This window comes from Mesorhizobium sp. P3_A8, assembly GCF_056402995.1.
In genome coordinates this window covers 202899-228790 of sequence record NZ_JBFUGI010000004.1, presented here as the reverse complement: position 1 = coordinate 228790, position 25892 = coordinate 202899, and the positions used below count along the sequence as shown (strand labels likewise).

The window sequence follows — 25892 nt, the reverse complement described above, 5'->3', positions numbered from 1 at the left end:
TCAGGTCACCGCCGTCTTGACGGCGAAGCGGGCGTCCTGCCAGGCGCCGGTGCGCAGGATGTCTTCCAGCACCTCGACCGCCTGCCAGACGTCCCTGTAGCCGACATAAAGCGGCGTGAAGCCGAAGCGGATGGTCGAGGGTGCGCGGAAATCACCGATCACACCGCGCTCGATCAGGGCTCGCATCACCTGGTAGCCATGCGGGTGCAGGAACGACACCTGGCTGCCGCGCGCATTGCCGTCGCGCGGGCTTTCGAGTTCAAGGCCGTAGGCGCCGCATCTGGTTTCGACGAGCTGGATGAACAGGTCGGTCAAGGCGATGCTCTTCTTGCGCACCGCGGCCATATCGACCTCGTCCCAGATATCCAGCGCGCCCTTCAGCGCCCGCATCGACAGCACGGGCTGCGTGCCGCACAGAAACCGCCGAATGCCGCTGCCGGCCGCATAGCTTCGTTCAAAAGCGAAGGGCCGCGCATGGCCCCACCAACCGCTCAGCGGCTGATGGACATCATCGTGATGACGCTTTGCAGCATAGATGAAGGCGGGTGCGCCCGGACCTCCGTTTAGATATTTGTAGCTGCAGCCAATGGCGAAATCGGCATTCGCTGCATCGAGCTCGACCGGCAAGGCACCGGCGGTGTGGCAGAGATCCCAAACAATCAGCGCGCCGGCCTGGTGGGCCTTGCGCGTCAGCGCGGCCATGTCGCGCAGCTGCCCGGATTTGTAGTTGACGTGGTTGACGAGGATGACCGCGACGCGCTCGTCGATCAGCTCTTCAATGGTCGGTGCATCGACGCCCTCGAGCCGGAGCATCGTGCCCGGTCGCGTCGAGGCCACGCCCTCGGCCATATAGAGATCGGTTGGAAAACTGTCGCCCTCGGCGACGATGACCGAGCGGTCCGGCCGCATGTTGAGTGCGGCATGCAGCACCTTGTAGATGTTGATCGACGTCGTATCGCAGACCACCGTCTGGCCCGCCGCCGCTCCGATCAGGCGCCCCAGCTGGTCGCCAAGCGCGACCGGCATATCGAACCAGCCGGCGGTGTTCCAGGCGCGAATGAGGTCTTGCGCCCATTCCTGGGTCGCGGCCTTCTGCAGCTCGTTGAAGACGGCGGGCGCTGCGGCGCCCAGCGAATTGCCGTCGAGATAGATCACGCCTTCCGGCAAAATGAACCGGTCGCGCATGGCGCGCAGCGGATCCGCCGCATCCATGGCTTCGACTGCTGCGAGATCGAGCGTTGCATTCATGATCGATTGCCCTTCGCGCATAGGCGCGCCCAGATGAACACTTCAGGTGAAATCGGCTGGCCGATCATGGGCAGTCGGCCAGATCCTGTCAAACATTATATATAATTTACGCCAAAGAAGGCTTTCATATATAATCGTTGGCGTGGCAGTCTAAGGATGGGACATCGATGCTGGACGAAGGACTCTCGAAGACGGAAGCGGCCTACAGGCTGCTGCGTCGCGATATCCTCACGACCCGTCTGCGGCCCGGCGCGCCGCTCAAGCTCAGCGCGCTGCGTAACAGCTATGGCATTGGCTGGACACCATTGCGCGAAGCGCTGTCGCGACTGGAGGCCGAGCGCCTGGTGACGTCCATCAGCAATCGTGGCTTTGCCGTCGCTCCGGTTTCGCGCATCGAATTGGAAGACCTGTCGCGCGCCAGGTGTGTCGTCGAGCTGCCACTGCTCCAGGAATCGATCGAAAAAGGTGGCCACGATTGGGAAAACACCGTCGTCGCTGCGCATTACCGGCTGTCGCGCTGCAAGACCGCGGTCGACGATCCATCCGACGCGGTGGTCGACGAATGGGATGAAAAGCACGAGGCTTTCCACGCGGCCCTGCTCAGCGCGGCAGCATCGCCCTGGCTGCTGACCTTCCATTCCACGATCGTGGATCAGTTGCGTCGCCATCACCGTTTTCTCGGCCTGGCGCCAACGCTGCGGGCGGCCGCCGGCCTGCAGCATGGTTATGAGGAAGCCGTGGAAGCGTTGCGCCAGGCGGTCGCAATCGAACACCACACCGCGCTCATGGAGGCGGCACTGGATCGCAACATCGGGCGCGCGAAAAACCTGATGATCGCTCACATCGGCTATACGCTGCATGTCTATGTCCATGCCGGCGACGGCAGCATAAACAAACGGTAGCGCAACGAGGATCGTGGACCAAAGCCAGTGTGGCAATTTCTCGGTAAAGTTGGCATTTTGGCTTCGTTTCGTTCACGGCAGGCCAATGATCGGTGAAAGGGAGAAACACGCTCATCGAGCCTTATCGGCAACTGATGCCAGACCGCCGACTAGGATAGGCCACAGGCCATTAACCATAACAATTTCAAAGCCAGAGAGCGCCCCGCTGCGGCAGGCAGGCTTCGAACACGGCCCGCTGCCGGGCGCCAAATAATTTCAGCCGTCTTAACAAATTCACTAAACTTTAAACGGTTGCAGAACACAACTGGAACAGATAGTGTTTGTTCTGGGTTTGTTTTTCGATTCTGGTTCAGACCTTTTGTTCAAGCCTTGGGGGCTGCCATGCTGACGCGTAAGCAACATGAACTCTTGATGTTCATTCATGAACGGCTGAAGGAAAGCGGCATTCCGCCCTCCTTCGACGAGATGAAGGAAGCACTTGATCTCGCCTCCAAGTCAGGGATCCATCGCCTGATCACGGCGCTGGAGGAACGCGGTTTCATCCGCCGGCTGCCCAATCGGGCGCGCGCGCTGGAAGTTCTGCGGCTGCCGGATTCAATCGCGCCCGGCCTCAACGCGGCAAAGAAATTCTCGCCGAGCGTCATCCAGGGCAGTCTTGGTCAAGGTGGCCTTGGCCGCCAGATCAAGTCGGCGCCGTCGCGCTTGCCCTCGGCTGGCAATGATGACGATGCGGTTTCCGCCGTGTCGATCCCGGTGATGGGGCGCATCGCCGCCGGTGTGCCGATCGATGCCATCCAGCATCAGACGCATTCGATCTCTGTGCCGCCGGACATGATCATGGGTGGCGAGCACTATGCGCTGGAGGTCAAGGGCGACTCGATGATCGAGGCCGGCATCTTCGATGGCGACACCGTCATCATCCGCAACGCCGATACCGCCCAGCCTGGCGAGATCATCGTGGCGCTCGTGGATGAAGAGGAAGCGACGCTGAAGCGCTTTCGCCGCAAGGGCGCCTCGATCGCCCTTGAAGCCGCCAACCCGGCCTACGAGACGCGTATCTTCGGCCCCGACAGGGTCAAGGTACAAGGCAAGCTCGTCGGGCTGATCCGGCGCTACTGAGCAGGAGCGGCCGGCTTTTCGGGCTTGCGCCAGGGCGCCAGCCCCCTCGCCTCGCGTGAATATTTTCGCTGTGCGTGCCAGGGCCGATATGGTGTGTCCACCGAGAAGTTGACGGTTGGCGGACCGGTCGCCGATTGACGGTCGAAGAAGACGGCAGCACTGCCCTTGCGGGCGAGTTGCCGTTTGGTGACGACGAGAACCAGGGGATTGTGGCAGGCGTCGTAGCCGGTCGCGTCATTGACGACGATCAAATCGGCGAAACCGCAGGCTTTCCATGTGTCCTTGCGGTCTTCGACATGCGCGATGATCGCGCCGGACGGGTGCCTGGCGAGACAGACGCCGTCCGTGCAATAGAACGGCGCTCCCAGCGGCAGATCGACGGCATCGGCAATGTCGAATTGCCCATCCGCCTTGCTGAACATCTCCGGCACGACGATGGTTTCGGACGTCAGCGCGCGTTTCCAATTGTCGACGGTGAATTCGTTCGGACGAGCCCGGCTGACCGCGAGTTCTCCACCGCCGATCGGCAGCGCGACCAGCCGCGCATCTTCCGAGATCAGCACATCCGGCGTGCGTGTATCGGACACCGTCAACAGGCCGGCAAGCGCGAATGGCAGCGCTGCAAGCCGCAGCCAGGTCGTCGCCATCGTCGCGATGACCAGGGCGACGGTCACCAGCAGGACGGATTGCTGCGAGATCAGCCCGACCGCATCGACCGGTGAGCGTTCCGATATCCACGCCGATATCGCGATCATCGCCGTGAGACCCTTGCCCATCAGGTAAAGCGATGGCGCATCCAATCCGAACGGCATCAGCAACGCGCTGGCAACGGCCAGGAACATCACGACCGACACGATCGGCATGACGGCCAGATTGGCGAACAGGCTGAGCGGCGACACACGCTGGAAATGCCAGATGGCAAACAGCGCCGTGGCGCAGCCGGCGATGATGGAGGTCATGGCCAATCCGCCCGTCGCCAGCAGGAATTTTCGCGTGAGAAAGCTCGGCAGGGACCGCTTTGGCGGTGGCGGTCTTGCCTTTCCCGCATGGTGATCCGCCCAACCGGCATAGGCGCCAACCAGCGCAGCCGTGGCGGCGAACGACATCTGGAAGCTCGGGCCCACCACTTCGTGCGGCGACACCACGATGACGGCAATCGCCGAGATCGCCAGATTGCGCATGGTCAGCGCCGCGCGATCGAACAGGACGGCAATCAGCATCACCGCAAGCATGATGAAGCTGCGTTCGGCGGCAACGACGACGCCAGAAATGACGAGATAGGCGGCGATCGAGAACAGTGCGGCGGCAGCCGCATATTTCTTCACCGGCCGCCGCGCGGAAAAATCCGGAAACAGCGCGAAGGCGCCGCGCAGCAGCCCCATGATGGTGCCGGCGACCAGCGCCATGTGCAGTCCGGAAATCGAGATAATGTGATAGATGCCGGTGCGCCGCATCGCTTCGTTGATTTCATCGGGAATGCCCGCGCGGACACCGACGATCAGCGCTGCCGCGATCTCACCTTCAGCACCGCCGACAGTGGCCCTGATATGGTCGGCGATGGCTTCACGGGCATTTTCTATCCCTGAAAAAAGACGGGCCGAGAGCGGTATCTCGCCGTCATCGGCGGCGACAAGTTTTGGGTTGCCGAGAAAGAAGCCGCTGCCGCCGATGCCGGCGAAATAGCTGTCGAAGGAGAAATCATAGCTGTCCGGCCGCACCGGACCGGTCGGCGGCAACAGTTTGGCGTAGCCGGTAACCAGGGAGCCGGCAGTCATGTCCGCCGGGATATTGCGCGCCGAAAGCCGGACCCTTTCCGGCGCATAGCGCAGTTTCGGCCGGGCGGTCGACGTCACGTCGATGGTCAGCCGAATGCGGCCGGTCTCCATCTGCTCCAGTGTGACGACGCGGCCGGTCAGTTGCGTCGATATTTCCGAACCCAGTATCTGGGTGCCTACTCGCCATGTCTCGACCTTGGCGGCGAGCAGGCCAAGCGCACACAACAATGCCGCCATAAAGCCCAGATGGGTTTTGGGCCAGGAGCGCGAAACAAGCGCGCAGATCGCCATCAGCACGACGACCGCGACAGGCCTGGCAAAGTCAGGCTCCACTGCCAGCGAATAATAGCCGATCGCTCCCGCGGCCAGACAGACCGGCACCAGCAGGAAGGCGATGCCTCGGTCAAGCTCCAGCTCTGCTGCTGCCGCCACGCTGTGGCGCAGACGAGGCAGTGAAATCCGGCCCAGTTGCCGGCGCACACGCACAATCCTGCCCGAGGCAGGCGACGGAAATGGCGCTGGGATATCCGCCTGCAATGGCGGGCTGCCGGGCACCGGCACAAGAGGCGATGGCAGTGGGGTCGCCAGGGGCGTTGCAAACAGGGATCGTTCGCTGACGCCAACACTGGCGTCCTCGCCCCGTTCCGAGCCCCGGCCTCGTCCAGCCATCGGGTCTGCCCCTTGCACCCCTGACGCCCTATGCTACATGAACGCCGGGCGCGCGAAAGCCCGCGCAGCCGCACCCCGCTTCAGATGGTTTCCGAGAGTTCCATGTCCGACAAGGTCGTCACCCGTTTTGCCCCCTCGCCCACCGGCTATCTGCACATTGGTGGCGCGCGCACGGCGTTGTTCAACTGGCTCTATGCCAAGCACACCGGCGGCACGATGGTGCTGCGCATCGAGGATACCGACCGCGAACGCTTCAACGAGGCGGCTACCCAGGCCATTCTGGACGGGCTGACCTGGCTTGGGCTTTCCTGGGACGGTGAGGCGATATCGCAGTTCGAGCGCGCCCCGCGCCACCGCGAGGTCGCCGAGGAACTCGTGCACCTGGGCAAGGCCTATTACAGCTACGAGACACCTGCCGAGTTGGAGGCCATGCGCGAGGCGGCCCGGGCCAAGGGCCTGCCGCCGCGCTACAATGGCCAGTGGCGCGATCGCGATCCATCCGAGGCACCGCCCGGCGTCAAGGGCGCCATCCGCGTCAAGGCGCCGACCGAAGGCGAAACGGTCGTGCACGACCGCGTCCAGGGCGAGGTGCGCTTCCCCAACAAGGATCTCGACGATTTCATCATCCTGCGTTCGGACGGCAACCCGACCTACATGCATGCCGTCGTCGTCGATGATCACGACATGGGTGTCACGCACATCATCCGCGGCGACGACCACCTGACCAATGCCGCCCGCCAGACCGTGATCTACAACGCCATGAGCTGGGACGTGCCGTCGATGTCGCACATCCCGCTGATCCATGGCGCCGACGGTGCCAAGCTGTCGAAGCGCCACGGCGCGCTCGGCGTCGAGGCCTATCGCGCCATGGGCTACCTGCCGGAAGCGCTGCTCAACTATCTGGCGCGCCTCGGCTGGAGCCATGGCGATGACGAGATCATGTCGATCAAGGACATGGTCTCCTGGTTCGACATCGGCGACGTCAACAAGGGCGCGGCCCGCTTCGACTTCGCCAAGCTGGAGGCGATCAACGGCGCGCATATGCGCCGCATGGCCGATGCCGAACTGTTCGACATCTTCATCGCAACCTTGCCCTATCTCGAAGGTGGCCCGGCAATCGCCGCGCGCCTCGACGACAGGAACAAGGCGCAGTTGCTGGCAGCCCTTCCAGGCCTGAAAGAGCGCGCCAAGACGCTGGTCGAGCTTGTCGATGGCGCCGCCTTCCTGTTTGCCACGCGCCCGCTGCCGATCGACGACAAGGCGGCACTCCTGCTCAATGACGATGCCCGCAAGATCCTGCGTGGCGCTCACGAAGCTTTGAACGCGCTTTCAGGTGACTGGACGGCTGCCGCGGCAGAAGCCGCGATCCGCGACTATGCGTTGGCTGGAGGCCACAAGCTTGGCGCCGTGGCCCAGCCATTGCGGGCCGCGCTCACCGGCAAAAGCACTTCGCCGGGCGTGTTCGACGTGCTTGCCGTGCTTGGGCGCGAGGAGAGCCTGGCGCGCATAGCGGATCAAATCGATTAGGAGCAATCTGGCCCAAGAAGATTGGCATTGAAAGGCGCGTTTCGCAGTGCAACATTAGGCTCTGGCCCAATCTGGCACGCACCTCCTAAAATGCGGTGGCGAATACGCGCATTGCGGTGATTTCGACGTGTCGCTCTGCAGAATTTGCCTTTGCCGGCATGAGGAAACAAGAAGGAGTTTGCAATGACCGAAGCTGCGAAAAAACTGGATGTGGGCGGCGCGAACCAAGAGGCTATCGCCACGCTTGAATTCGCCGGCAAGACCCATGAATTCAAGGTGCGAAGCGGCTCCGTCGGGCCAGACGTCATCGACATCGCCTCGCTCTACAGCACGACCGGCGCCTTCACCTACGACCCCGGCTTCACCTCGACCGCAAGCTGCGAGTCCGAAATCACCTTCATTGACGGCGATGCCGGCATTCTTCTCCACCGCGGCTATCCGATCGACCAGCTGGCCGAACACGGCGACTTCCTCGAAGTCTGCTATCTCCTGCTCTATGGCGAACTGCCGACCAAGGCGCAGAAGGACGATTTCGATTACCGAGTGACGCGCCACACCATGGTGCATGAGCAGATGTCGCGCTTCTTCACCGGTTTCCGCCGCGACGCCCACCCAATGGCCGTGATGTGCGGCGTGGTTGGCGCGCTGTCGGCCTTCTATCACGACTCCACCGACATTTCCGACCCGTACCAGCGCATGGTCGCCTCCATGCGGCTCATCGCCAAGATGCCGACGATCGCAGCCATGGCCTACAAGTACCACATCGGCCAGCCCTTCATTTACCCCAAGAACGATCTCGGTTTCGCGGCAAACTTCCTGCATATGTGCTTCGCCGTGCCGTGCGAGGAGTACAAGATCAACCCGGTGCTGGCGCGCGCCATGGAGCGCATCTTCATCCTGCACGCCGATCACGAGCAGAACGCCTCGACCTCGACCGTTCGTCTCGCCGGCTCCTCGGGCGCCAACCCGTTCGCCTGCATCGCCGCCGGCATCGCTTGCCTGTGGGGCCCGGCCCATGGCGGCGCCAATGAAGCGGCGCTCAACATGCTGGGCGAGATCGGCCATGTCGATCACATCCCGGAGTTCATCGCCCGCGCCAAGGACAAGAACGATCCGTTCCGGCTGATGGGCTTTGGCCACCGCGTCTACAAGAACTACGATCCGCGTGCGAAAATCATGCAGAAGACGGCGCACGAGGTGCTGGGCGAGCTCGGCATCAAGGACGATCCGTTGCTCGACATCGCCATGGAGCTGGAAAAGATCGCGCTAACCGATCCCTATTTCATAGAGAAGAAGCTCTATCCGAATGTCGACTTCTATTCCGGCATCACGCTGAAGGCGCTGGGCTTCCCCACCACCATGTTCACCGTGCTGTTCGCGGTCGCCCGCACCGTCGGCTGGATCGCGCAGTGGAAGGAGATGATCGAGGACCCGCGCCAGAAGATCGGCCGCCCGCGGCAGCTCTACACAGGTGCGCCGGAGCGTGACTACGTGCCGATCGCCAAGCGCTGATCAAAGCTGTCTTGACCGAAAAAAGGCGCCTGTCAGGGCGCCTTTTTTATATGACGCAGCACGACGCCCGCCGCGATCTCGCCCGACGGTTTGCCCGTCGCCATGCGCCGTGCAATCTCGGCAAATCCGTCTTTCTGCCAGGCGCGCATGCCCGTGTCGGCGAACAGCGCTTCCAACTGGCGCGCCAGATTGTTCGGCTTGACGTACTCGTTGTAGAACTCCGGGATCAAAGCGCGATCCGAGATCAGGTTGGGCAGCAGCGCCGACCAGACGGAAACGAAATAGGGCGCAACGGCACGGGCGATTGGATCGAGCCTGTAGCACGAGACCATCGGCACACCGGCCAGCGCCAGTTCCAGCGACACGGTCCCCGACGCGATCAACGCGGCATCGGCCTTGCCGAAAGCCTGCCATTTGCGTTGCGGATCAACGAGGATTTCGGGCTTTTCATCCCACCGGTTGACCGAGGATTTGACGAGGTCGGCGACATGGGGAACCGTCGGCAAAAGCAGCCGCAGGCGATGCCCCCGCGCGCGCAGCATCGACACAGTCTCGCCGAACGTATCAACCAGCCGCCGCACCTCGCTGCGCCGCGAGCCGGGCAGGACAAGCAATGTCTTGATACGGTCCTGGGCAAGATCGCGCGGCAAAGCCTGCGCCTTCCCTGCGGCAAGCACACCCGCATCATGCGTCAGGCGGTGCCCGACATAGGTGCCGGGCGGGCCGCCCAGCCTTTCGAGTTCTTTCACCTCGAACGGCAGGATGCAGAGGATATGGTCGACATAGGGTTTCATCGCCACCGCCCTGCCCGGCCGCCAGGCCCAGACGCTCGGGCAGACATAATGGATGATCGGTATCGACGGATTGGCCGCCCGCACCTTCCTGGCGACGCGCAAGGAGAAGTCCGGACTGTCGATGGTGACCAGGCAATCCGGCTTTTCCTCAGCGATGGTTTTGGCCAGCTGGCCGATTCGCCTGAAAAGGCGCGGCAGATCACGCAGAACGGCACTGAAACCCATCAGCGCGATCTCGCCGGCATCAAAGGGCGACACCAGGCCCAATTCACTGAGATGCCGGCCGCCGAGGCCGACGAGCCGCACCTCGCGGCCGGTTGCCTGGCGGAGCGAACGCACGATGTCGGCGCCAAGCAGATCGCCTGATTCTTCACCGGCAACGATCGCGAATTTCAGCGCCTTGTCAGCCATGCGCCGGCTCCGCTGCGGCCAGACCGATGATGAACAGACCAAGCTCATTGGCGCGCGCCAGGGTTGCGGGACCTTCGAGGATCAGTGAGCGTCCCGCTTCGACGGCAATGCCGGCGAGCCCGGCCGCATGCGCCGATTCGACCGTCTGCGGTCCTATGGACGGAAGGTCCGCGCGCAGTTCCTGGCCCGGCTTGGCGCATTTGACCAGCACGCCGCGGGTCTTGCCTGCGATACGGCCGTGGCCTCGCAACAGTTTTGTACGGTCGAGCAATCCTGCCGTTCCCTCGATGCCTTCCAGCGCGATGACGCGGCCGCCCACCGCTATAGCCGCCTGGCCGATGTCCAGCGCCCCGATGGCCTTCGCCGCCGCAAAGCCTGCTTCGATGTCGCGCCGGTCCGATTTCTGTGGCACGGCCTTGGTCAGGACCCCTTCGGCAGCGACAAGATTCGGCACGATTTCGTGGGCACCCATGACCTTTATCCCCCGGGCCTCGAGACCGCGCGCCAGCACCTTCAACAGGCCATCGTCGCCGCGTGCCAGCGCCATGACGACAAGAGGTATCACGGCGAGCAAGCTCAGGCTTGGGCGCAGATGCGTCAGCCTTGGCCGGCGCTTGATCTCGCCGGCAAGCACCAGATGGGTAATCCGGTGGCGTTTGAGCAATGGAACAAGCGAGCCGATCGCCTCCAGGGCAAGGGTCTCATGCTCATACCGGCACAATTCCGGCAGACGGTCGGCTTCGCCTTCCATGAGGACGATGAAGGGCGCATAACCCTGCCCGGCCGAGCCAGCCGCGACTTCGACCGGAAGACTGCCACCGCCGGCGATGATGCCGACCCTGGCACCTGGCGGGAGATCAAGACCAGCCGTCGCAGCCTCAGTCTTCGTCATCGACATCGTCGCCATCGCCGCCTTTGAGCGATGGCACCGCATAATGCCGCTTGCCGCGACTGGAGATGAAATCGATGATCTTCATGGCGGTCGGCGACGAGCCGAACTCGGCCTTGGCGAGCTCGATGTTCTCGCCGACGGTGCGGGAGCGGTCGAAAATCGTCCTGTAGGCTTTGCGAAGCAGGTAGATTTCCGCGCGTGGCAGACCAGCTCGCTTCAGGCCGATGATGTTCAGGCCGCGCAGGCTGGCTCGGTTGCCGACGGCGATGGCATAGGGGATGACATCGCCGACAAACGCCGAGCATCCGCCGAGGAAAGCGTTGTCGCCAATGCGCACAAATTGATGAACGGCGCTGAGGCCGCCAATATAGACATTGTTGCCGACTTCGCAGTGGCCGCCCAGCGTCGCGCCATTGGCGAAGGTGGCATTGTTGCCGACGACGCAATCATGGGCGATGTGGGCGTAGGCAAGGAAATTGCCGTTATCGCCCACCGTCGTCTCGCCGCGGCTGCTGTCGGTGCCGACATGCATGGTCACGCCTTCACGGATGGTGCAGTTGGCGCCGATGACCAGCGTCGTGCGGCCGCCCTTGTGCTTGGTGTTCTGCGGCGGCGCCCCCAATGTCGCCATCGGATAGACCTTGGTCGAGGCGCCGATAGTGGTCGCGCCCATGACCGAGACATGGCTGACCAGTTCGACACCATCGCCGATCACGGCATCGGCGCTGATATGGCAGAACGGCCCTATGCGCACACCTTGGCCGATTTGAGCGCCTTCTTCCACAACGGAGGAAGGATGGATTGAAGTCTTGATTTTCATAAGCACTCGATCGTCAGTCGCTGGTGACCATCATGGCTGAAATCTCGGCCTCTGCCGCCTTGGCGCCATCGACCAGGGCTTCGCAGGCGAATTTGAGCAGGTTGCCGCGCTTCTTGATTTTCTTGACATGGATTTTCAACTGGTCGCCGGGAACGACCGGTTTGCGGAATTTGGCGTTGTCGATGGTCAGGAAATAGACCAGCGACGGTTTCGACGCCCCAAGGCTGCGGATGCAAATGGCGCCTGCCGTCTGCGCCATGGCCTCGACGATCAGCACGCCCGGCATCACCGGCTGCTCAGGGAAGTGGCCCTGAAAATGCGGCTCATTGATGGTGACGTTCTTGATGCCGACGGCAGAATTGTCACCATCGATGTCGACGATGCGGTCGATCATCAGGAAGGGATAGCGGTGCGGCAGAAGCTTCATCAGCCCCATTATGTCGACCGCTTCCAGCGTCGTCGCCGCCACCATATCAGCCATTGTCCTTGCCCTGCTTGCGTGCCCTGGCCATCGTGCGCAACATGGCTATCTCTCGCATGGCTTCCGCCATCGGCTGTGCCGGATAACCGCCCCATATCTCGCCGGCAGGGACATTGCTCATAAATCCACTTCTGGCGGCAAGCTTGGCTCCTGAGCCGATGGTCAAGTGATCCGCAAGCCCGACACCGCCGCCCATCGTGACATTGTCGCCCACGACCACGGAACCGGAAATACCTGAAAGCCCGGCAACTATGCAATTGCGACCGATGCGGACGTTATGGGCGATCTGCACGAGATTGTCGATCTTGGTGCCCTGGCCGATGATCGTATCCGACATGGCGCCCCGGTCGACGGTGGAATTGGAACCGATCTCGACATCGTCCTGGATGACAACCCGTCCGATCTGGGGAACGCGTTCCGGTCCCTTGGCGCCGCCAACAAAGCCGAAGCCGTCCTGGCCGATCCTGGCGCCGCCATGGATGATGACCCGGTTGCCGATCAACGCATACTGGATACTGGTACCCGGGCCGATATAGCCGTCGCGGCCGATCTGGCAGAACTGTCCAATGACCGCGTTGGGCGCGATGACGGTGCCGCTGCCGATCGAGACGCCCGGCCCGATGACCACGCCGGCCTCGATGATGGCGCCGGCTTCGACATGCGCGGTCGGATCGACATGGGCATGCGGCGAAACACCGGTTTCACCGGTCATTGGCCCCGGCGTGGCGGCTGTGGGGAACAGCAGCCGACCGACCAGTGCGAATGCCTGTTGCGGCCGCGGATGTGTCAGGACAGCAACCCCAGCCGGCGCCTTGTTGGCGAATTCCGCAGGGCAAAGGACCGCGGCGGCCCGCAGCGACGGCATCAGCGCGGAGTTGCGCCTGCCGTCGACGAAGACGAGCGCATTGGCACCGCCTTCGTTGGCCGGTGCCAGTGCCGAGATCGAAACGTCGGAGTGGCCGGAATCGACAAGCACCGAGCCGGTCAGATTCGCGACTTCGGCCGCCGTATACCGGCGTGATGGCGCGAAGAACACCGGATCGGTCATTCCAGAAGCTATATCCAGCTAGGTCGGAACATTTCTCCCGAATCCAAAAAATCCGGGAGCATCGTTGGCCGCCGATCAGAAGCGGGTCGATATGCCGAAGTTGAATTCCTGCACGTCGTCGCTCGCTTCCTTCTTGACCGGGATCGCATAGTCGATACGGATCGGGCCGAACGGCGAAGCCCACATCAGGCCGACACCGACCGAGGCGCGCAACTGCAAGCCGGTCGACGACTGATCGACCAGTGCCTGATCGGCGATCTTGTTGCCGTAGAGCGTCGCCGCGTCGGCGAACACCGCGCCACGCAAGCCGAAGCTCTCCGGAACAACCGGCAGCGGGAACTGCGCTTCCGCCGAAGCGTTGAAATAAGTAGTGCCGCCGAGATGATCGCCGCTGGTGCCGGAAGCGACCGGACCGATACCACCATAAGCAAAGCCGCGGATCATGCGATCGGTGCTCTGGAAGTGATCGAAGATGCGCAGATCGCCGTCATTGCCGTAACCCTCGACATGACCGGCGCCGCCCGAAAGGAGACCGACAAGATCAAGCTGCTCGGACAGCGTCTGATAGATGCTGCCGCGCCCAGTGATCTTCACGAACTTGGCATCGCCACCGAGGCCCGCAACCTCAACGGTCGTGTTGGCATAGATGCCCTCATGCGGGTTCTTCATGTCGTCGATGGTGTTGTAGACCAACCCCAGGCTGACCGAGGACTTGATCCAGGGGCTCTGCGCGATGCCATCCAGAACCGCCTGGGAAATGTTGCAGGTGCCTTGCGGGAGGACATCGGTGGGGTCGCAACTGTCGTCAACCGAATACTTCTCTTGCGAGATATTGTACGCCAGCTGGGTCGTGATGCTGTTGGTGATCGGCAGCCCGAAGCGGATCGTCGCGCCTGTGGTATCGCTATCGTAGTTGTTGTTGTACTCCCGCGTCGACTTGAAGATGTCGAAGCCGGCGGAGATGCGCCGCCCAAGGAAATAAGGCTCGGTGAAGGACAGGCTGTAGTCGCGCGAGTTCTTACCGCCACCGGCCGACAGCTTGATGTACTGGCCACGGCCGAGGAAGTTACGCTCAGTGATCGATCCTTCGACGGACGGGCCCGCCGCATCGCCACCAGTCGAATAGCCGGCGCCAACAGAGAATTCACCCGTCGACTTCTCGACCACGTCGACCACCAGCACGACCTGGTCGGGCTGCGAGCCAGGCACCGTGGAGATGTCGACTTTTTCAAAGTAATTGAGGTCTTCCAGGCGCTTCTTCGCGCGCTGGACGAGCACCTGGTTGAACGCATCGCCTTCGCTGACATCGAATTCGCGGCGGATGACATAGTCGCGCGTACGATCGTTGCCGCGGATTTCGATGCGTTCGATATAGGCCTTGGTGCCCTGATCGACCGTATAGACCACCGAAATCGTATGGTTCTCGAAGTTGCGATCGCCGCGCGGCGTCACCTGCGCGAAGGCGTAACCGGAACCGGCCACCTTCTCGGTCAGGGCAATAATCGAGTCCTCGACATTCTTGGCGTTGTAGACGTCGCCCTTGCGGGTCTCGATCACTGATTCCAGCGATTTCGAATCGACTTCCGGGATTGTGCTTTCGACGCTGATATCGCCGAAATTATAACGCTCACCTTCCTGGACGGTGATGGTGACGGTGTACTTGTTCGTCGCATTGTCGAGTTCGCCAACAGCCGACACGACCTGGAAATCGGCGTAGCCGTGATTGTAGTAGAACCGGCGCAGCAGCTCCTGGTCGGCGCGTAGCTTGTCCTCATCATAGACGTCATCGCGCAGGACGAACGAAATCCAGGACGAGCGCTTGGTGTTGATCACGTCCGACAGGCGGCGGCTCGAATATGCACTGTTGCCGACGAAATTGATCGCCGCGATCTGCGTGCGGTCGCCTTCGGTGATCTTGAAAACCACATTCACGCGGTTGTCACCGAGATCCATGACCTGTGTGGTCACACCGGCATCGTCGCGGCCGATACGCCTGTAGGCAGACTTGATCGCTTCAGCGTCGGAATCGAGCGTCGCTTGTGAAAACGTGCCGCGCGGCTTCAGCTGAAGCCCCATCTGCAGCGCATTGTCCTTGATCTTCTTGTTGCCCTGGAACAGCACCTGGTTGACGACCTTGTATTCGGCAACCTTGACCACCAGCGTCGAGCCGACCTGGTTGATCTGGACATCGGAGAACAGGCCGGTGCCGAACAGCGCCTTGACCGCGGCATCGATATCGGAGCTTGAGAAGGCCTTCCCCGGCTTGATGGTGATGTAGTTACGGATGGTGTCGGCGTCGACACGCTGGTTGCCGCTCACCTCCACCCTGCTTACGACAGCGGCTTCGGCCGCCGATGTGGCAACGAATTGCACTGCGAGAGCACCTGGTACGACCAGAGCCGCGGACAGTGCCGCCGCGGACGCGGCGTTCAGAAACTTGGATGCTGCCTTCATCGGGCTTAATAACCTTTTCTCGTAGTCCCCACGGCGAGAAAACCGGACGTGCGGTAATTTCCCCTACCGTATTAACCGGATTTTCCCTACACGCAAGGCTTCTGGTTAATTTGTATTTACTTAACCCTGGTGCGTGGCTTTCGCGTCACTCATATCCCCGTGCATGGTAAACGGCGTCTCAACATTGACCATGCCCAGGCCGAATTTCTTCATGATTTCAGCACCCAAACAGATCGTTCCAGAACACGAATCCCATGAAGCACAAGACCAGAAGCAGACCGGCCCGATAGGCCATTTCCATCATCCGTTCCGACACCGGCCGGCGGATGACGGCCTCCACCCCGTAGAACAAGAGATGACCGCCGTCGAGGGGGGGAATCGGCAAAAGGTTTAGAAAACCGATGCCCACGGACAGCAGCGCGACGAGCTGCACCAGCCATTCGAAACCCAGTTTGGCCGCCTTGCCAGCCATGTCTGCGATCTTGACGGGACCGCCCAACTGGCACTTGTCCTCGCGCCCGACGGCGAAACGCTGCAAGAACTGGCCGGTGCGCGAGATGACGTGGCCCGTTTCCTCAACCGCCGCAGCAACGGCCCCAACCGGTGTGTAGGTGACAAGACGGGGCTGGCCGAGTTCCTTGTTGTTGACGACGCCGATCACCGCGACCTTGATCTTGTTGCCGAGCGCGTCTTGCTGCTCCATCAACTGCGGGGTCGCGGTCACCGTGACTTCCTTGCCATCGCGCAGCATGACAAAGGTGATGGTATCGCCGGCGCGGCCAGAGACCAGCCGCTGCACATCGCCAAAGGTTTCGACCTTGCTGCCGTCGACGCTGACGAATCGGTCGCCGGGCAGGATGCCTGCCTTCGCCGCCGGACTGTCTGCCGTGACTTCCGCCACCATGGGCTCAGCGACATAACGACCATAGGTGGAAAACAGGACGGCAAAGACGACGATCGCCAGCAGGAAATTGAACAGAGGCCCGGCCGCCACCGTCGCCGCGCGCTTCCAGATAGCCTGGGTGTGGAAGGCAACCTTGCGCTCATCGTCGGTTAGCGTTTCCAGCTCATCCGGCGTCGGCTGGCTGGAGGTGGCGTTCATGTCGCCGACAAATTTGACATAGCCGCCAAGCGGTATGGCGCAGAGCTTCCAACGCGTGCCATGGCTGTCGTTGAAGCCGATGAGTTCGGGGCCGAAGCCGATCGAGAAGGCCTTGACCCCGATGCCGCACCAGCGGCCGACCAGGTAGTGGCCCATTTCGTGGACGAACACCACCACGGTCAGGACGAAGAGGAACGGCACGAGTGTGCCGAGAAGCAAGCCGTCCGTGCTGAAAATCGCGTGAAGAATCCCGTTCAACTCAAGCCCTCAAATTCTTCCGCAGTCGCGCCGTGACTGTGACAGCAATCCAGGCGAATCCAAGGCACGCCCACATCAGATCGTGGAACGACATCATTCAAATCGGAAACAGCCCCTGTGCCGGATGATCAGCGCCCGCCGAAATCCAGCCAATGACGTATAGGGCGAGAGCCGCCGCGACAAGCCCGTCGACACGGTCCATGACGCCACCATGGCCAGGAATGAGCACGCCCGAATCCTTGCGGCCATGCCGCCGTTTGACCCAGGATTCGAACAGGTCGCCGGCCTGGGCGACGATTGAAAGCACAAGCGCCACAAGACCAAGCAAGGCAAGATTGCCGGCACCGGCGGCAGCTGCCAGCATAACCCCGGCGACAACACCACCGACAGCGCCGCCGAGCGCGCCACTGCGCGTCTTGCCCGGCGAAATCGATGGCGCCAGTTTGGGGCCGCCGACGGCGCGCCCGACGAAATAGGCAAAAATGTCGGTCGCCCAGACGACCGCGAACAGGAACAGGATGGCGATGAGGCCCGAATGGTCGCCATCGCGCAGCAGGGCAAGCGACAGGCCGGACACGCTGGCGTAGGCAAGACCGCTCGCCTCCCACTGCCCGGTCTTGCGAACCCGGGCGGCTATCGCCGTTGCGGCAATCAGAATAACGACAAGCAACAGCAGCCAGAAGGCAGGAAACCCGGCAATCAAGGCGCCGATGAAAACGACGACCAGCGCCTCCGGCAGGAAGCCCAGCCCATTGGCAGCAGCCGGCCGCGACATGCGTGTCCACTCGTAAAAGATCATCGCCGACATGGCTGCGCACAGCAGTCGGAAAGGCAGGCCGCCAAGCCAGGTCAGGCCAAGGGCGATGACGGCAAGCACGACCGCTGAAATGACGCGGAGCTGAAGGTTGCTCATCCCGCGGCCGGTCGCGAAGCGACGTCTTGCGGGCCCAATGCGCCAAAGCGGCGCTCGCGACCGGCAAATTCGCGCAGTGCCTCGGCGAGGTGCTCGCGGCTGAAGTCGGGCCAATAGCAAGGCAGGAAGACGAGCTCGCTATAGGCAGCCTGCCACAACAGGAAGTTGGACAGGCGAAGCTCGCCGCTGGTGCGTATGACCAGCTCCGGATCGGGAATGCCTTGCGTGTCGAGACCGCCGGCAAAGCTTTCGGCTGAAATCGATTCGGCGTCGATTTCGCCGCGTGCCACGGCCAAGGCGAGTTTGCGCGCTGTGCGAACGATCTCGTCGCGCCCGCCATAGTTGAAGGCGATGACCAGCGTCAGCGCTTCGTTGCGGGCGGTGAGTGATTCGGCCTCGTCGAGCAGCCCTCTTATGTCGGCCTGCAGCCCTGCCCTGTCGCCGATGATCCTGACCCGCACGCCGCTCTGGTGCAGTTCGGCCAGGTCACGACGGATGAACAGCTTCAGCAGTCCCATCAGGTCGCTGACTTCGGACTTCGGCCGCGACCAGTTTTCCGACGAGAAAGCGTAGACGGTCAGGAAGGAGATGCCGAGATCCGGTGCCGCGCGCACCGTCTTGCGCAAGGCCTCGACGCCGGCGCGATGACCGGCAAGCCTCGGCATGCCGCGCGCTTTGGCCCAGCGTCCATTTCCATCCATGATGATCGCGACATGCGCGGGCGTTGTCATGATCTCGCTTTCGGGTCAGCCGGCGGCCAACCCTAAACCTGCATGATTTCAGCTTCCTTGTCGGAAAGCAGATGATCGATGGTGCTGATCGTTTCGTCGGTAAGCTTCTGGACCTGGTCGGAACGCTTGCGTTGATCGTCTTCGCTGATGTCGCCGTCCTTCTCCGCCTTCTTCAGGAAGTCCATGCCGTCGCGGCGCACATGGCGCGCGGCGACACGAGCGTTCTCGGCGTAGCCATGCGAGATCTTGACCAGTTCCTTGCGGCGCTGCTCGTTGAGCTCAGGCAGTGGGATCCGGAGATTGGTGCCGTCGACGATCGGGTTGAAACCCAGATTGGATTCGCGGATGGCGCGGTCGACGGCGCCGACCATCGACTTGTCCCAGACCGACACCGAGATCATGCGCGGTTCCGGCACCGAGACGTTGGCCACCTGGTTGATCGGCATGGAGGTGCCATAGGCCTGCACCTGGATCGCATCGAGCAGATTGCTGGAGGCGCGACCGGTCCGCAGCGAAGCCAGATCATGCTTGAACGCGGCGATTGCCCCATCCATGCGCCGCTTGAGATCGTCGTACTCACCACTCATCCTAGTCTCCTCGACCCGTCTGACGCGGGTTCACTGCTTTGGGGCAAAGCCCCATCTTCGAGCCCAATTTTCGAAAGCCGGTTTCCCGACTTTTCGGGATCAGGCCCCGGATCAATCGTCCGCAACGACCGTGCAGCGGCCGCCGCCCCTCAGAATATCGCCGAAACCACCTTTTTCGTGGATCGAATAGACGATTATCGGAATGTTGTTTTCGCGCGCAAGTGCAATCGCAGCCGTATCCATGATGGAAAGGCCGCGTTTTATGACTTCACCATGGCTGATGCGCTCGAAACGGGTCGCATTCGGGTCCTTCTTCGGGTCGGCCGAGTAGACACCGTCGACCTGCGTGCCCTTGAACAGCGCATCCGCGCCGATTTCAGCCGCGCGAAGCGCTGCGGCCGAATCAGTGGTGAAGAACGGATTGCCGGTGCCGCCGGCAAAGATCACCACCCTGCCCTGGTTCATGTAAGCGTCTGCCTGGCGTTGCGAAAAGCTCTCGCAGAGTTCTGGCATGGCGATCGCCGACAGCACCACGGCATCGACGCCGATTTTGTGCAGCGAGGTGCGCAGCGCCAGCGAGTTGATGACCGTGGCAAGCATGCCCATGTGGTCGCCGGTGACGCGGTCCCCGCCCTTGGAGGCGACTGCCACGCCGCGGAAGATATTGCCGCCGCCGATGACGACGCCGACCTCGATGCCCAGCGCGCGGGCCTCGGCGATGTCGGCGGCGATGCGATCCACGACCGAGACGTCGATGCCAAAATGCTGTTCGCCCATCAACGCTTCGCCCGACGCTTTCAACAAGACACGTCGGTAGAGGGGCTTCACCGTCATCTGGTCCTCGTCATTTTGCATGTGGTATCCGGGCAGGCATTCACGCAGGCACCATCCCAAAACACTGGGTTCGGATACACGAAGGGCGCCGCGATGTCACGCGGCGCCCGACCGGGAAATTTGTGGCAATCCTGCCCGATCGATCAGTTGGTGGACACACTGGCCGCCACGCCCTCGACAAGCACCGGCGATGCATAGCCGGAGGGCTTGTCGCCGGTTGCAGCACCGCCGGTGACGCGCGCCTGTATCTGCTGCCCGAAATAGGAATAAGGGAACGGCGCCGGAGTTCTGCTGACCTCCTCCAGCCGGTCGCGAAGCCCTGCCGGAATCTCGAAGTCCAGCGCGCCAAGATTGTCCTGCATCTGGCTGAGCGTCGTCGCACCGAGGATGACGGTGGCGATTCCCGGTTGCGTCGCCGCCCAGTTGAGCGCGACCTGCGGCATGCTGCGGCCGAGCTTAGATGCGACCTTCTCGAGCTCGGCCACGATGGCCCAGTTGCGCTCCGTGAACTTCTGAAAGCCCGGATGCGTCGAATTGCGAAAACCGTCGAGCCGGCCCGCATGTCCGGCCTGAGCCGGTCGATACTTGCCGCTGAGCAGCCCGCTGGCCAGCGGGCTCCACACCATGATGCCGGCGCCGTGGCGCGTGCCGAATGGCACGAACTCGTTCTCGATCGCGCGTTCGGCCAGGGAGTATTCGAGCTGCAAGGCCGAAACCGGCTCATATCCGCGCAGCTCGGCGATCGCCTGTGCCCGCCCGGCATACCAGGCCGGCACATCGGACAGGCCGATATGGCGCACCCTGCCCATCCGCACCAAATCATCCAGCGCCCGCATGACCTCTTCGGCCGGCGTCAGCTGGTCCCACACATGCATCAGATAGAGATCGATATAGTCGGTGCCCAACCGCTTCAGCGAAGCATCCACCGCCCGCATGATGTTCTTGCGGCCATTGCCGCCGGCATTCGGATTGCCGGGCTGCATGTTCATGGAGAACTTGCTGGCGATCACCGCGGTGTCGCGCAGGCCCCGCTCGGCGATGAATTCGCCAAGCCAGGCTTCGGCCGTGCCGCCGGTGTAGAGGTCCGCCGTGTCAAAGAAATTGCCGCCTGCCTCGACATAGGCGTCGAACATCGCGCGGGCTGTATCCCTGTCGGCTCCCCAGCCCCATTCCTTGCCGAAAGTCATCGTGCCCAGCGCCAGCCGGCTGACCCTGAGGCCGCTGTTGCCGAGAGTGTAATAGGTCATGGTCATGATCGCTTCCAATGCTCGATGGTGAATGCCGCGGTGTCACTGGCCCAGGGCATCACTGGCCAGGCGTTGCCTTGACCCAAAGGTTGCCGCGCTCATGCGTCTTGCGAAACACGAAGCCGTCGACCCTCCAGCCGGCGGCGGAGCGCGTCAGGTGATGCTCATAGGTGCCCCAGACTTCCCAGAGCGGGTCGCCATTGCCCTCCATCCGGTTCCAGGCATAGCCATTCGACCGGACAGTCGCTGTGTCGGCGGCGAGAACGACTTGATGATTGGTGCGCAGATGCAGGCTTGTCTTGCTGCCCTTGAGGTTGCCGGCCCAGGCGCCGATCAAATCGTCGGAGGCGATGTTGGCCGCAGGCTGGCCGGACAGGCTGCTGAAATCGGCGGTGACCCGATCCGCGAAATAGCTGCGCGCCAGTTTCCAATCCTGGGCGTCGACGGCGCGGTCGATGGCATCGGCAATGCGGATGACCGCGCGTTCGTCTGCGAGCGCTTGCCAGCCGGATGGTTCCGCCCCGCCGGCATCGACCGGCGCCAGCGCCATGCCTGCCGCAAACGTTACGTGCTTCAATGCGTTCATGTCTTTTCTCCTTGATGCCATCAGCGATTGCCGATGTGTGGGCGCCGATGTGTTGGCGACAATGTGGACCGCTGCCCCGGCATCGATAAGATTGCATTGTCCGCAAAGACCATGCGATATCATGCATGAATGGACCGGGATCTGCTTAACCATCTGCCTGTCGTCATTGCCGTTGCCCGGCGCGGCGGCTTTGCGCTTGCCGCAGCCGAACTCGGTATGAGTCCATCAGCCGTCAGCCATGCGGTGCGCCTCGTCGAAGAGCGCATTGGTCAGCCGCTGTTTGCGCGCACGACGCGCAGCGTTTCGCTGACCGAAGCCGGCAAGGCGCTGGTGGAGACGGCGGCCCCTGCCCTTCAGGACATTACCGAGCGGATGGACCGCATCCGCGCCGTCAAGGGCCGGCCCTCGGGCCTGCTCAGGCTCAACGTTCCCAACATCGCCATTCCCCTGGCCGTGACGCCCATGGTCGCGGCGATGGCGGAACGCTATCCGGATGTGACAATTGAACTGCTGACGGACCAGGGGCTGATCGACATTGTCGGCGAAGGTTTCGACGCCGGCATCCGGCTGGGCGAAATGATTGCGCAAGACATGGTCACGGTCCGGCTGACGCCGCCGTTCAAGGCGGTCATCGTCGCCTCTCCCGCCTATATCGGACGGCATGGCCGCCCGCACAGCGTGGCCGATCTCGCCAACCACAATTGCATCGGCTACCGGCTGGTTCGCTCGGGTGCGCTCTATCGCTGGGATCTGACTGAAGACGGCAAGGATGTCGTTGTGGAGACGAAGGGCACGGTCATCGTTACGGATTCACTCACCGCGATTGACCTGGCGCTTGCCGGACTAGGCCTTGCTTACATGTTCGAACCGCTGGCGCGTGCGGATCTTGCAGCCGGCCGGTTGGTGCAGGTTCTGCCGCAATCGGCAATCGAGGAACCTGGCCTGTTCCTCTACTTTCCACGCCGGGCGGCGATGGCGCCGAAACTACGGGCCTTTATCGACACCGCACAAGAAATTGGCCGGACATCCCTGCGGACATCCGGCCGAAAAACGCTGTCGGAATAAAGCGGTAGGAAGCTTACTTCTTGACCGCCGCCGCGACTTCCGCCGCGAAATCGGTCTCTTCCTTCTCGATGCCTTCGCCAAGCGCGAAACGCAAATAGGCGGTGATCTTGGCCGGGGCGCCGATCTCCTTCTCGGCATCCTTCAGCGCCTTCTCGACGGTGATGTCGGGATTGAGCACGAAGGCCTGCTTCAAAAGCACGACTTCCTCATAGAACTTGCGCAGACGACCCTCGACCATCTTCTCGATGATCGCTTCCGGCTTGCCTGACTGGCGGGCCTGGTCGGAGAAGATCGCCTTCTCACGCTCGACCGCGGCAGGATCGATCTGCTCGGCGGTCAACGCCAGCGGATTGGTGGCGGCGACATGCATGGCGACCTGGCGGCCAAAGGCGTTAGCGGCGTGCTCGTTGCCCGTGGTCTCGATCGCAACCAGCACGCCGAGCTTGCCAAGGCCGTCAGCAACCGCGTTGTGGACATAGGTCGCAACCGCGCCATGCGGAACTGTCAGCTTGGCAGAGCGGCGGAAGCCCAGATTCTCGCCAATGGTGCCGACTGCGTCCTTGATGGTGTCAGTGACCGACTTGTCCGAACCCGGATACTTTGCAGCAGCGACAGCCTCCGTCGTGCCGTAGGCGAGAGCAACCTTGGCGACGTTGGCGACGATTTCCTGGAACGCGGCGTTGCGGGCAACGAAGTCAGTCTCGGAATTGACCTCGACGACGGCGGCCTCGCGCACGCCATTGTCGACGCCGATCAGGCCTTCGGCAGCAGTGCGCCCGGCTTTCTTGTCGGCCTTCGAAATGCCCTTCTTGCGCAGCCAGTCGACGGCCTCTTCCATATTGCCGTTGGTCTCGGTCAACGCCGCCTTGCAGTCCATCATGCCCGCGCCGGTCAAGTCGCGGAGTTCTTTGACCTGTGCAGCCGAAATGCTCATTGTCGCCTCTTTGTTTAAATGCACCGACGCACCATCGGTACCGATGGTGCGTCTGTTTAGCGTGCCAAAATATGAGAAAGATGAAGGCCGTTACCGGCCTTCGATTATCAAGCCTCGGGGGCTTCCGATGCCGGAGCCGGATCGAGCGCCGGTTCGACCGGAGCTTCGACCGAAGCGCCGATGTCGACGCCGAGCGCGCCCTGCTGACGGGCGATGCCGTCGATCGCAGCCTTGGCGATCAGGTCGCAATAGAGCTGGATGGCGCGAGCCGCGTCGTCATTGCCGGGGATCGGGAAATCGATCTTGTCCGGGTCGCAGTTCGAATCGATGATGGCGACGACCGGGATGCCGAGACGCTTGGCCTCGAGGATGGCGATCGCTTCCTTGTTGGTGTCGATCACGAACATCAGGTCGGGCGTCGAGCCCATGTCCTTGATGCCGCCCAGCGCCTTGTCGAGCTTCTCGCGCTCGCGGTCGAGGTTCAGGCGCTCCTTCTTGGTGAGGCCCTGGGCCTCGCCGGCCAGCATCTCGTCGAGCTTGCGCAGGCGCTGGATCGAGTTCGAGATTGTCTTCCAGTTGGTCAGCATGCCGCCGAGCCAACGCGAATTGACGTAGTACTGGGCCGAGCGCTGTGCCGCATCGGCGACGATGTCGGACGCCTGGCGCTTGGTGCCGACGAACAGCACGCGGCCGCCCTTGGCGACAGTGTCGGAAACCTGCTTCAGCGCCTGGTGCAGCAAAGGCACCGTCTGCGAGAGGTCGATGATGTGGATGTTGTTGCGGGCGCCATAGATGTAGGGCGCCATCTTCGGGTTCCAGCGATGGGTCTGGTGGCCGAAGTGAATGCCAGCTTCCAAAAGCTGGCGCATGCTGAAATCAGGCAGTGCCATTCTCATTTCCTTTCCGGTTAGCCTCCACGGACACAGGCATTTTTGGACGAAGTCCTCGAACGCCACCGGAGGTTTCAGCCGGATTTCTCCCGGGCAGACACCAAAGTCCGTGTGTGGAATGAGCGGGCATATAGAGGGGAAGTGCGACAAACGCAAGCGCGGCGGCGTTCTACCGCTCAGCGTGCGGCAATCAGCGCTCCGGTGCCGATCATGGCGCTGCCGGCAAACCTGTTCATCAGCCGCATGCGCTTCGGCGTCGTGAACCAGCCCGAAGCCCGGCCAGCAAGGACGGCATAGACACCCATTGTGACGATATTGACGCTGATGACGGTAGCCACCACCAGCAGGCCATCGACAAACGTCAGCGTGTCGAGATCGAGGATCAGCGGCATGATCGAGGCGTGGAACAGGATCGCCTTCGGGTTGCCCAGCGCAATGGACGCAACAAGGAAGAAGGACCGGGACAGTCGCGCCTCGGCCGTCCGCGGCTCATTCGATTGCGTGACCGAGGCCCGCCACATCCTGATGCCAAGAAAGATCAGGTAGGCAGCACCTGCATATTTCAGCAGCAAAAATATCCATTCGAAGGTCTGTGCCAGCGCCACCAACCCGAGCAGCGCCAGAGTGACCAGCACGGCATCGCCGGCGGCGACCCCAACGCCGGCCATGAAGGCACGAACGAACCCGCGCGACACGCCATTGGTGATGACCGCGAACATCGCTGGCCCCGGCGTGGCGGCGGCGAGTGTGACGGCGGCGCAATAGGCGAGAAATGCCGTTGGTGTCATCGCTTGGCCTTTCCATTGGGCACCCGCACGCGACGGAAGATCGCGACGATCTCCTCGCGGCTGCATTCGATGGCGCCGAGCCGCACCGCGCGGTCGCGCTCGAAGCCGGTTATGTCATAATGCGGTGCCGATGTCTTGGGCGGTCCCTGGTAGGACGAGCGCTTGACGCCGAGCGCGGCGGCAAAGCGATGCAACTCGTCGGTGTCGTCGGCCATCAGGTGGCACCAGCGATGGCCAGCCCACTTCCAGATCGCCGCATCGACATAGACTGCCATCAAGCCCGCCGCGGTCAGCTCAATTGCGCA

Annotated in this window: 24 protein-coding genes; 5 read left to right on the top strand and 19 right to left on the bottom strand. The window is 62.4% G+C overall.

From position 1 onward, the window contains the following. A complete protein-coding gene (gene kynU, locus AC1DX4_RS11795) occupies positions 1-1248 on the bottom strand; it encodes a kynureninase (protein ID WP_477220475.1) in 1248 nt (415 codons plus the stop codon). Between the two features lie 167 nt (positions 1249-1415). Here kynU and AC1DX4_RS11790 point away from each other — a divergent pair, with 167 nt between their 5' ends. Beyond that, positions 1416-2150 carry a GntR family transcriptional regulator gene (locus tag AC1DX4_RS11790; protein ID WP_477220474.1) on the top strand — a complete coding sequence of 245 codons (735 nt, stop codon included), beginning with the start codon at positions 1416-1418 and terminating at the stop codon, positions 2148-2150. A gap of 381 nt (positions 2151-2531) precedes the next feature. After that, positions 2532-3269, top strand: coding sequence for a transcriptional repressor LexA (gene lexA / locus AC1DX4_RS11785; RefSeq protein WP_477220473.1), 738 nt, complete (start codon positions 2532-2534; stop codon positions 3267-3269). Here the strand turns inward: lexA and AC1DX4_RS11780 are convergent. After that, positions 3263-5713, bottom strand: a complete 2451-nt coding sequence (locus AC1DX4_RS11780; RefSeq protein ID WP_477220472.1) for a ComEC/Rec2 family competence protein — start codon at positions 5711-5713, stop codon at positions 3263-3265. The two genes, lexA and AC1DX4_RS11780, sit on opposite strands and share 7 nt — an antisense overlap. Positions 5714-5815: 102 nt before the next feature. Between AC1DX4_RS11780 and gltX the strand changes: the two genes are divergently transcribed. Both gltX and gltA read left to right on the top strand, forming a co-directional pair. Then, entirely contained in the window at positions 5816-7240 is a 1425-nt protein-coding gene (gene gltX / locus AC1DX4_RS11775; RefSeq protein ID WP_477220471.1) for a glutamate--tRNA ligase, read from the top strand. Positions 7241-7423: 183 nt separating this feature from the next. Next, on the top strand, positions 7424-8752 hold the full coding sequence (gltA, locus tag AC1DX4_RS11770) for a citrate synthase (protein WP_095200166.1): 1329 nt from the start codon (positions 7424-7426) through the stop codon (positions 8750-8752). 32 nt (positions 8753-8784) lie between these two features. On the opposite strand, the gene lpxB is transcribed toward gltA, so the two are convergent. From lpxB to AC1DX4_RS11705, 13 genes are all read right to left on the bottom strand, one after another. Then, a complete protein-coding gene (gene lpxB, locus AC1DX4_RS11765; protein ID WP_477220470.1) occupies positions 8785-9957 on the bottom strand; it encodes a lipid-A-disaccharide synthase in 1173 nt (390 codons plus the stop codon). Then, positions 9950-10864: an LpxI family protein gene (locus AC1DX4_RS11760; RefSeq protein ID WP_477220469.1), complete on the bottom strand. Its 915-nt coding sequence runs from the start codon at positions 10862-10864 to the stop codon at positions 9950-9952. The genes lpxB and AC1DX4_RS11760 overlap by 8 nt, the downstream gene beginning before the upstream one ends. Then, positions 10836-11669 carry an acyl-ACP--UDP-N-acetylglucosamine O-acyltransferase gene (lpxA, locus tag AC1DX4_RS11755; protein WP_477220468.1) on the bottom strand — a complete coding sequence of 278 codons (834 nt, stop codon included), beginning with the start codon at positions 11667-11669 and terminating at the stop codon, positions 10836-10838. The genes AC1DX4_RS11760 and lpxA overlap by 29 nt, the downstream gene beginning before the upstream one ends. Positions 11670-11682: 13 nt before the next feature. Further along, entirely contained in the window at positions 11683-12150 is a 468-nt protein-coding gene (fabZ, locus tag AC1DX4_RS11750) for a 3-hydroxyacyl-ACP dehydratase FabZ (protein ID WP_477220467.1), read from the bottom strand. Continuing rightward, positions 12143-13198 carry a UDP-3-O-(3-hydroxymyristoyl)glucosamine N-acyltransferase gene (gene lpxD, locus AC1DX4_RS11745; protein ID WP_477220466.1) on the bottom strand — a complete coding sequence of 352 codons (1056 nt, stop codon included), beginning with the start codon at positions 13196-13198 and terminating at the stop codon, positions 12143-12145. Before lpxD ends, fabZ begins: the two co-directional genes overlap by 8 nt. Positions 13199-13273: 75 nt before the next feature. After that, entirely contained in the window at positions 13274-15652 is a 2379-nt protein-coding gene (gene bamA, locus AC1DX4_RS11740) for an outer membrane protein assembly factor BamA (RefSeq protein WP_477220465.1), read from the bottom strand. Positions 15653-15869: 217 nt separating this feature from the next. Next, positions 15870-17012, bottom strand: a complete 1143-nt coding sequence (rseP, locus tag AC1DX4_RS11735) for an RIP metalloprotease RseP (RefSeq protein ID WP_477220464.1) — start codon at positions 17010-17012, stop codon at positions 15870-15872. Positions 17013-17109: 97 nt separating this feature from the next. Continuing rightward, positions 17110-17925 (bottom strand): phosphatidate cytidylyltransferase, encoded by an 816-nt coding sequence (locus AC1DX4_RS11730; protein WP_477220463.1) that lies wholly within the window; start codon positions 17923-17925, stop codon positions 17110-17112. Next, positions 17922-18656, bottom strand: a complete 735-nt coding sequence (locus AC1DX4_RS11725) for an isoprenyl transferase (RefSeq protein ID WP_477220462.1) — start codon at positions 18654-18656, stop codon at positions 17922-17924. Before AC1DX4_RS11725 ends, AC1DX4_RS11730 begins: the two co-directional genes overlap by 4 nt. A 32-nt stretch (positions 18657-18688) precedes the next feature. Beyond that, entirely contained in the window at positions 18689-19243 is a 555-nt protein-coding gene (gene frr / locus AC1DX4_RS11720; RefSeq protein WP_111546531.1) for a ribosome recycling factor, read from the bottom strand. A 111-nt stretch (positions 19244-19354) separates the two neighbouring features. Further along, on the bottom strand, positions 19355-20077 hold the full coding sequence (gene pyrH, locus AC1DX4_RS11715; protein WP_115143571.1) for a UMP kinase: 723 nt from the start codon (positions 20075-20077) through the stop codon (positions 19355-19357). Positions 20078-20220: 143 nt separating this feature from the next. After that, positions 20221-21330, bottom strand: coding sequence for an aldo/keto reductase (locus tag AC1DX4_RS11710; protein ID WP_477220461.1), 1110 nt, complete (start codon positions 21328-21330; stop codon positions 20221-20223). 52 nt (positions 21331-21382) lie between these two features. Further along, positions 21383-21910, bottom strand: a complete 528-nt coding sequence (locus AC1DX4_RS11705; protein ID WP_477220460.1) for a nuclear transport factor 2 family protein — start codon at positions 21908-21910, stop codon at positions 21383-21385. Positions 21911-22039: 129 nt separating this feature from the next. On the opposite strand from AC1DX4_RS11705, the gene AC1DX4_RS11700 reads away from it, so the two are divergent. Continuing rightward, positions 22040-22975 carry a LysR family transcriptional regulator gene (locus tag AC1DX4_RS11700; RefSeq protein ID WP_477220459.1) on the top strand — a complete coding sequence of 312 codons (936 nt, stop codon included), beginning with the start codon at positions 22040-22042 and terminating at the stop codon, positions 22973-22975. Between the two features lie 13 nt (positions 22976-22988). Here the strand turns inward: AC1DX4_RS11700 and tsf are convergent, their stop codons facing one another. From tsf to AC1DX4_RS11680, 4 genes are all read right to left on the bottom strand, one after another. Then, positions 22989-23909 (bottom strand): translation elongation factor Ts, encoded by a 921-nt coding sequence (tsf, locus tag AC1DX4_RS11695; RefSeq protein ID WP_027029039.1) that lies wholly within the window; start codon positions 23907-23909, stop codon positions 22989-22991. Positions 23910-24016: 107 nt separating this feature from the next. Continuing rightward, entirely contained in the window at positions 24017-24799 is a 783-nt protein-coding gene (rpsB, locus tag AC1DX4_RS11690) for a 30S ribosomal protein S2 (RefSeq protein WP_023777441.1), read from the bottom strand. Positions 24800-24975: 176 nt separating this feature from the next. Beyond that, positions 24976-25587: a LysE family translocator gene (locus AC1DX4_RS11685; protein ID WP_477220458.1), complete on the bottom strand. Its 612-nt coding sequence runs from the start codon at positions 25585-25587 to the stop codon at positions 24976-24978. After that, positions 25584-25862 (bottom strand): DUF4031 domain-containing protein, encoded by a 279-nt coding sequence (locus tag AC1DX4_RS11680; protein ID WP_027044556.1) that lies wholly within the window; start codon positions 25860-25862, stop codon positions 25584-25586. The genes AC1DX4_RS11685 and AC1DX4_RS11680 overlap by 4 nt, the downstream gene beginning before the upstream one ends. Between the last annotated feature and the right edge of the window lie 30 nt (positions 25863-25892).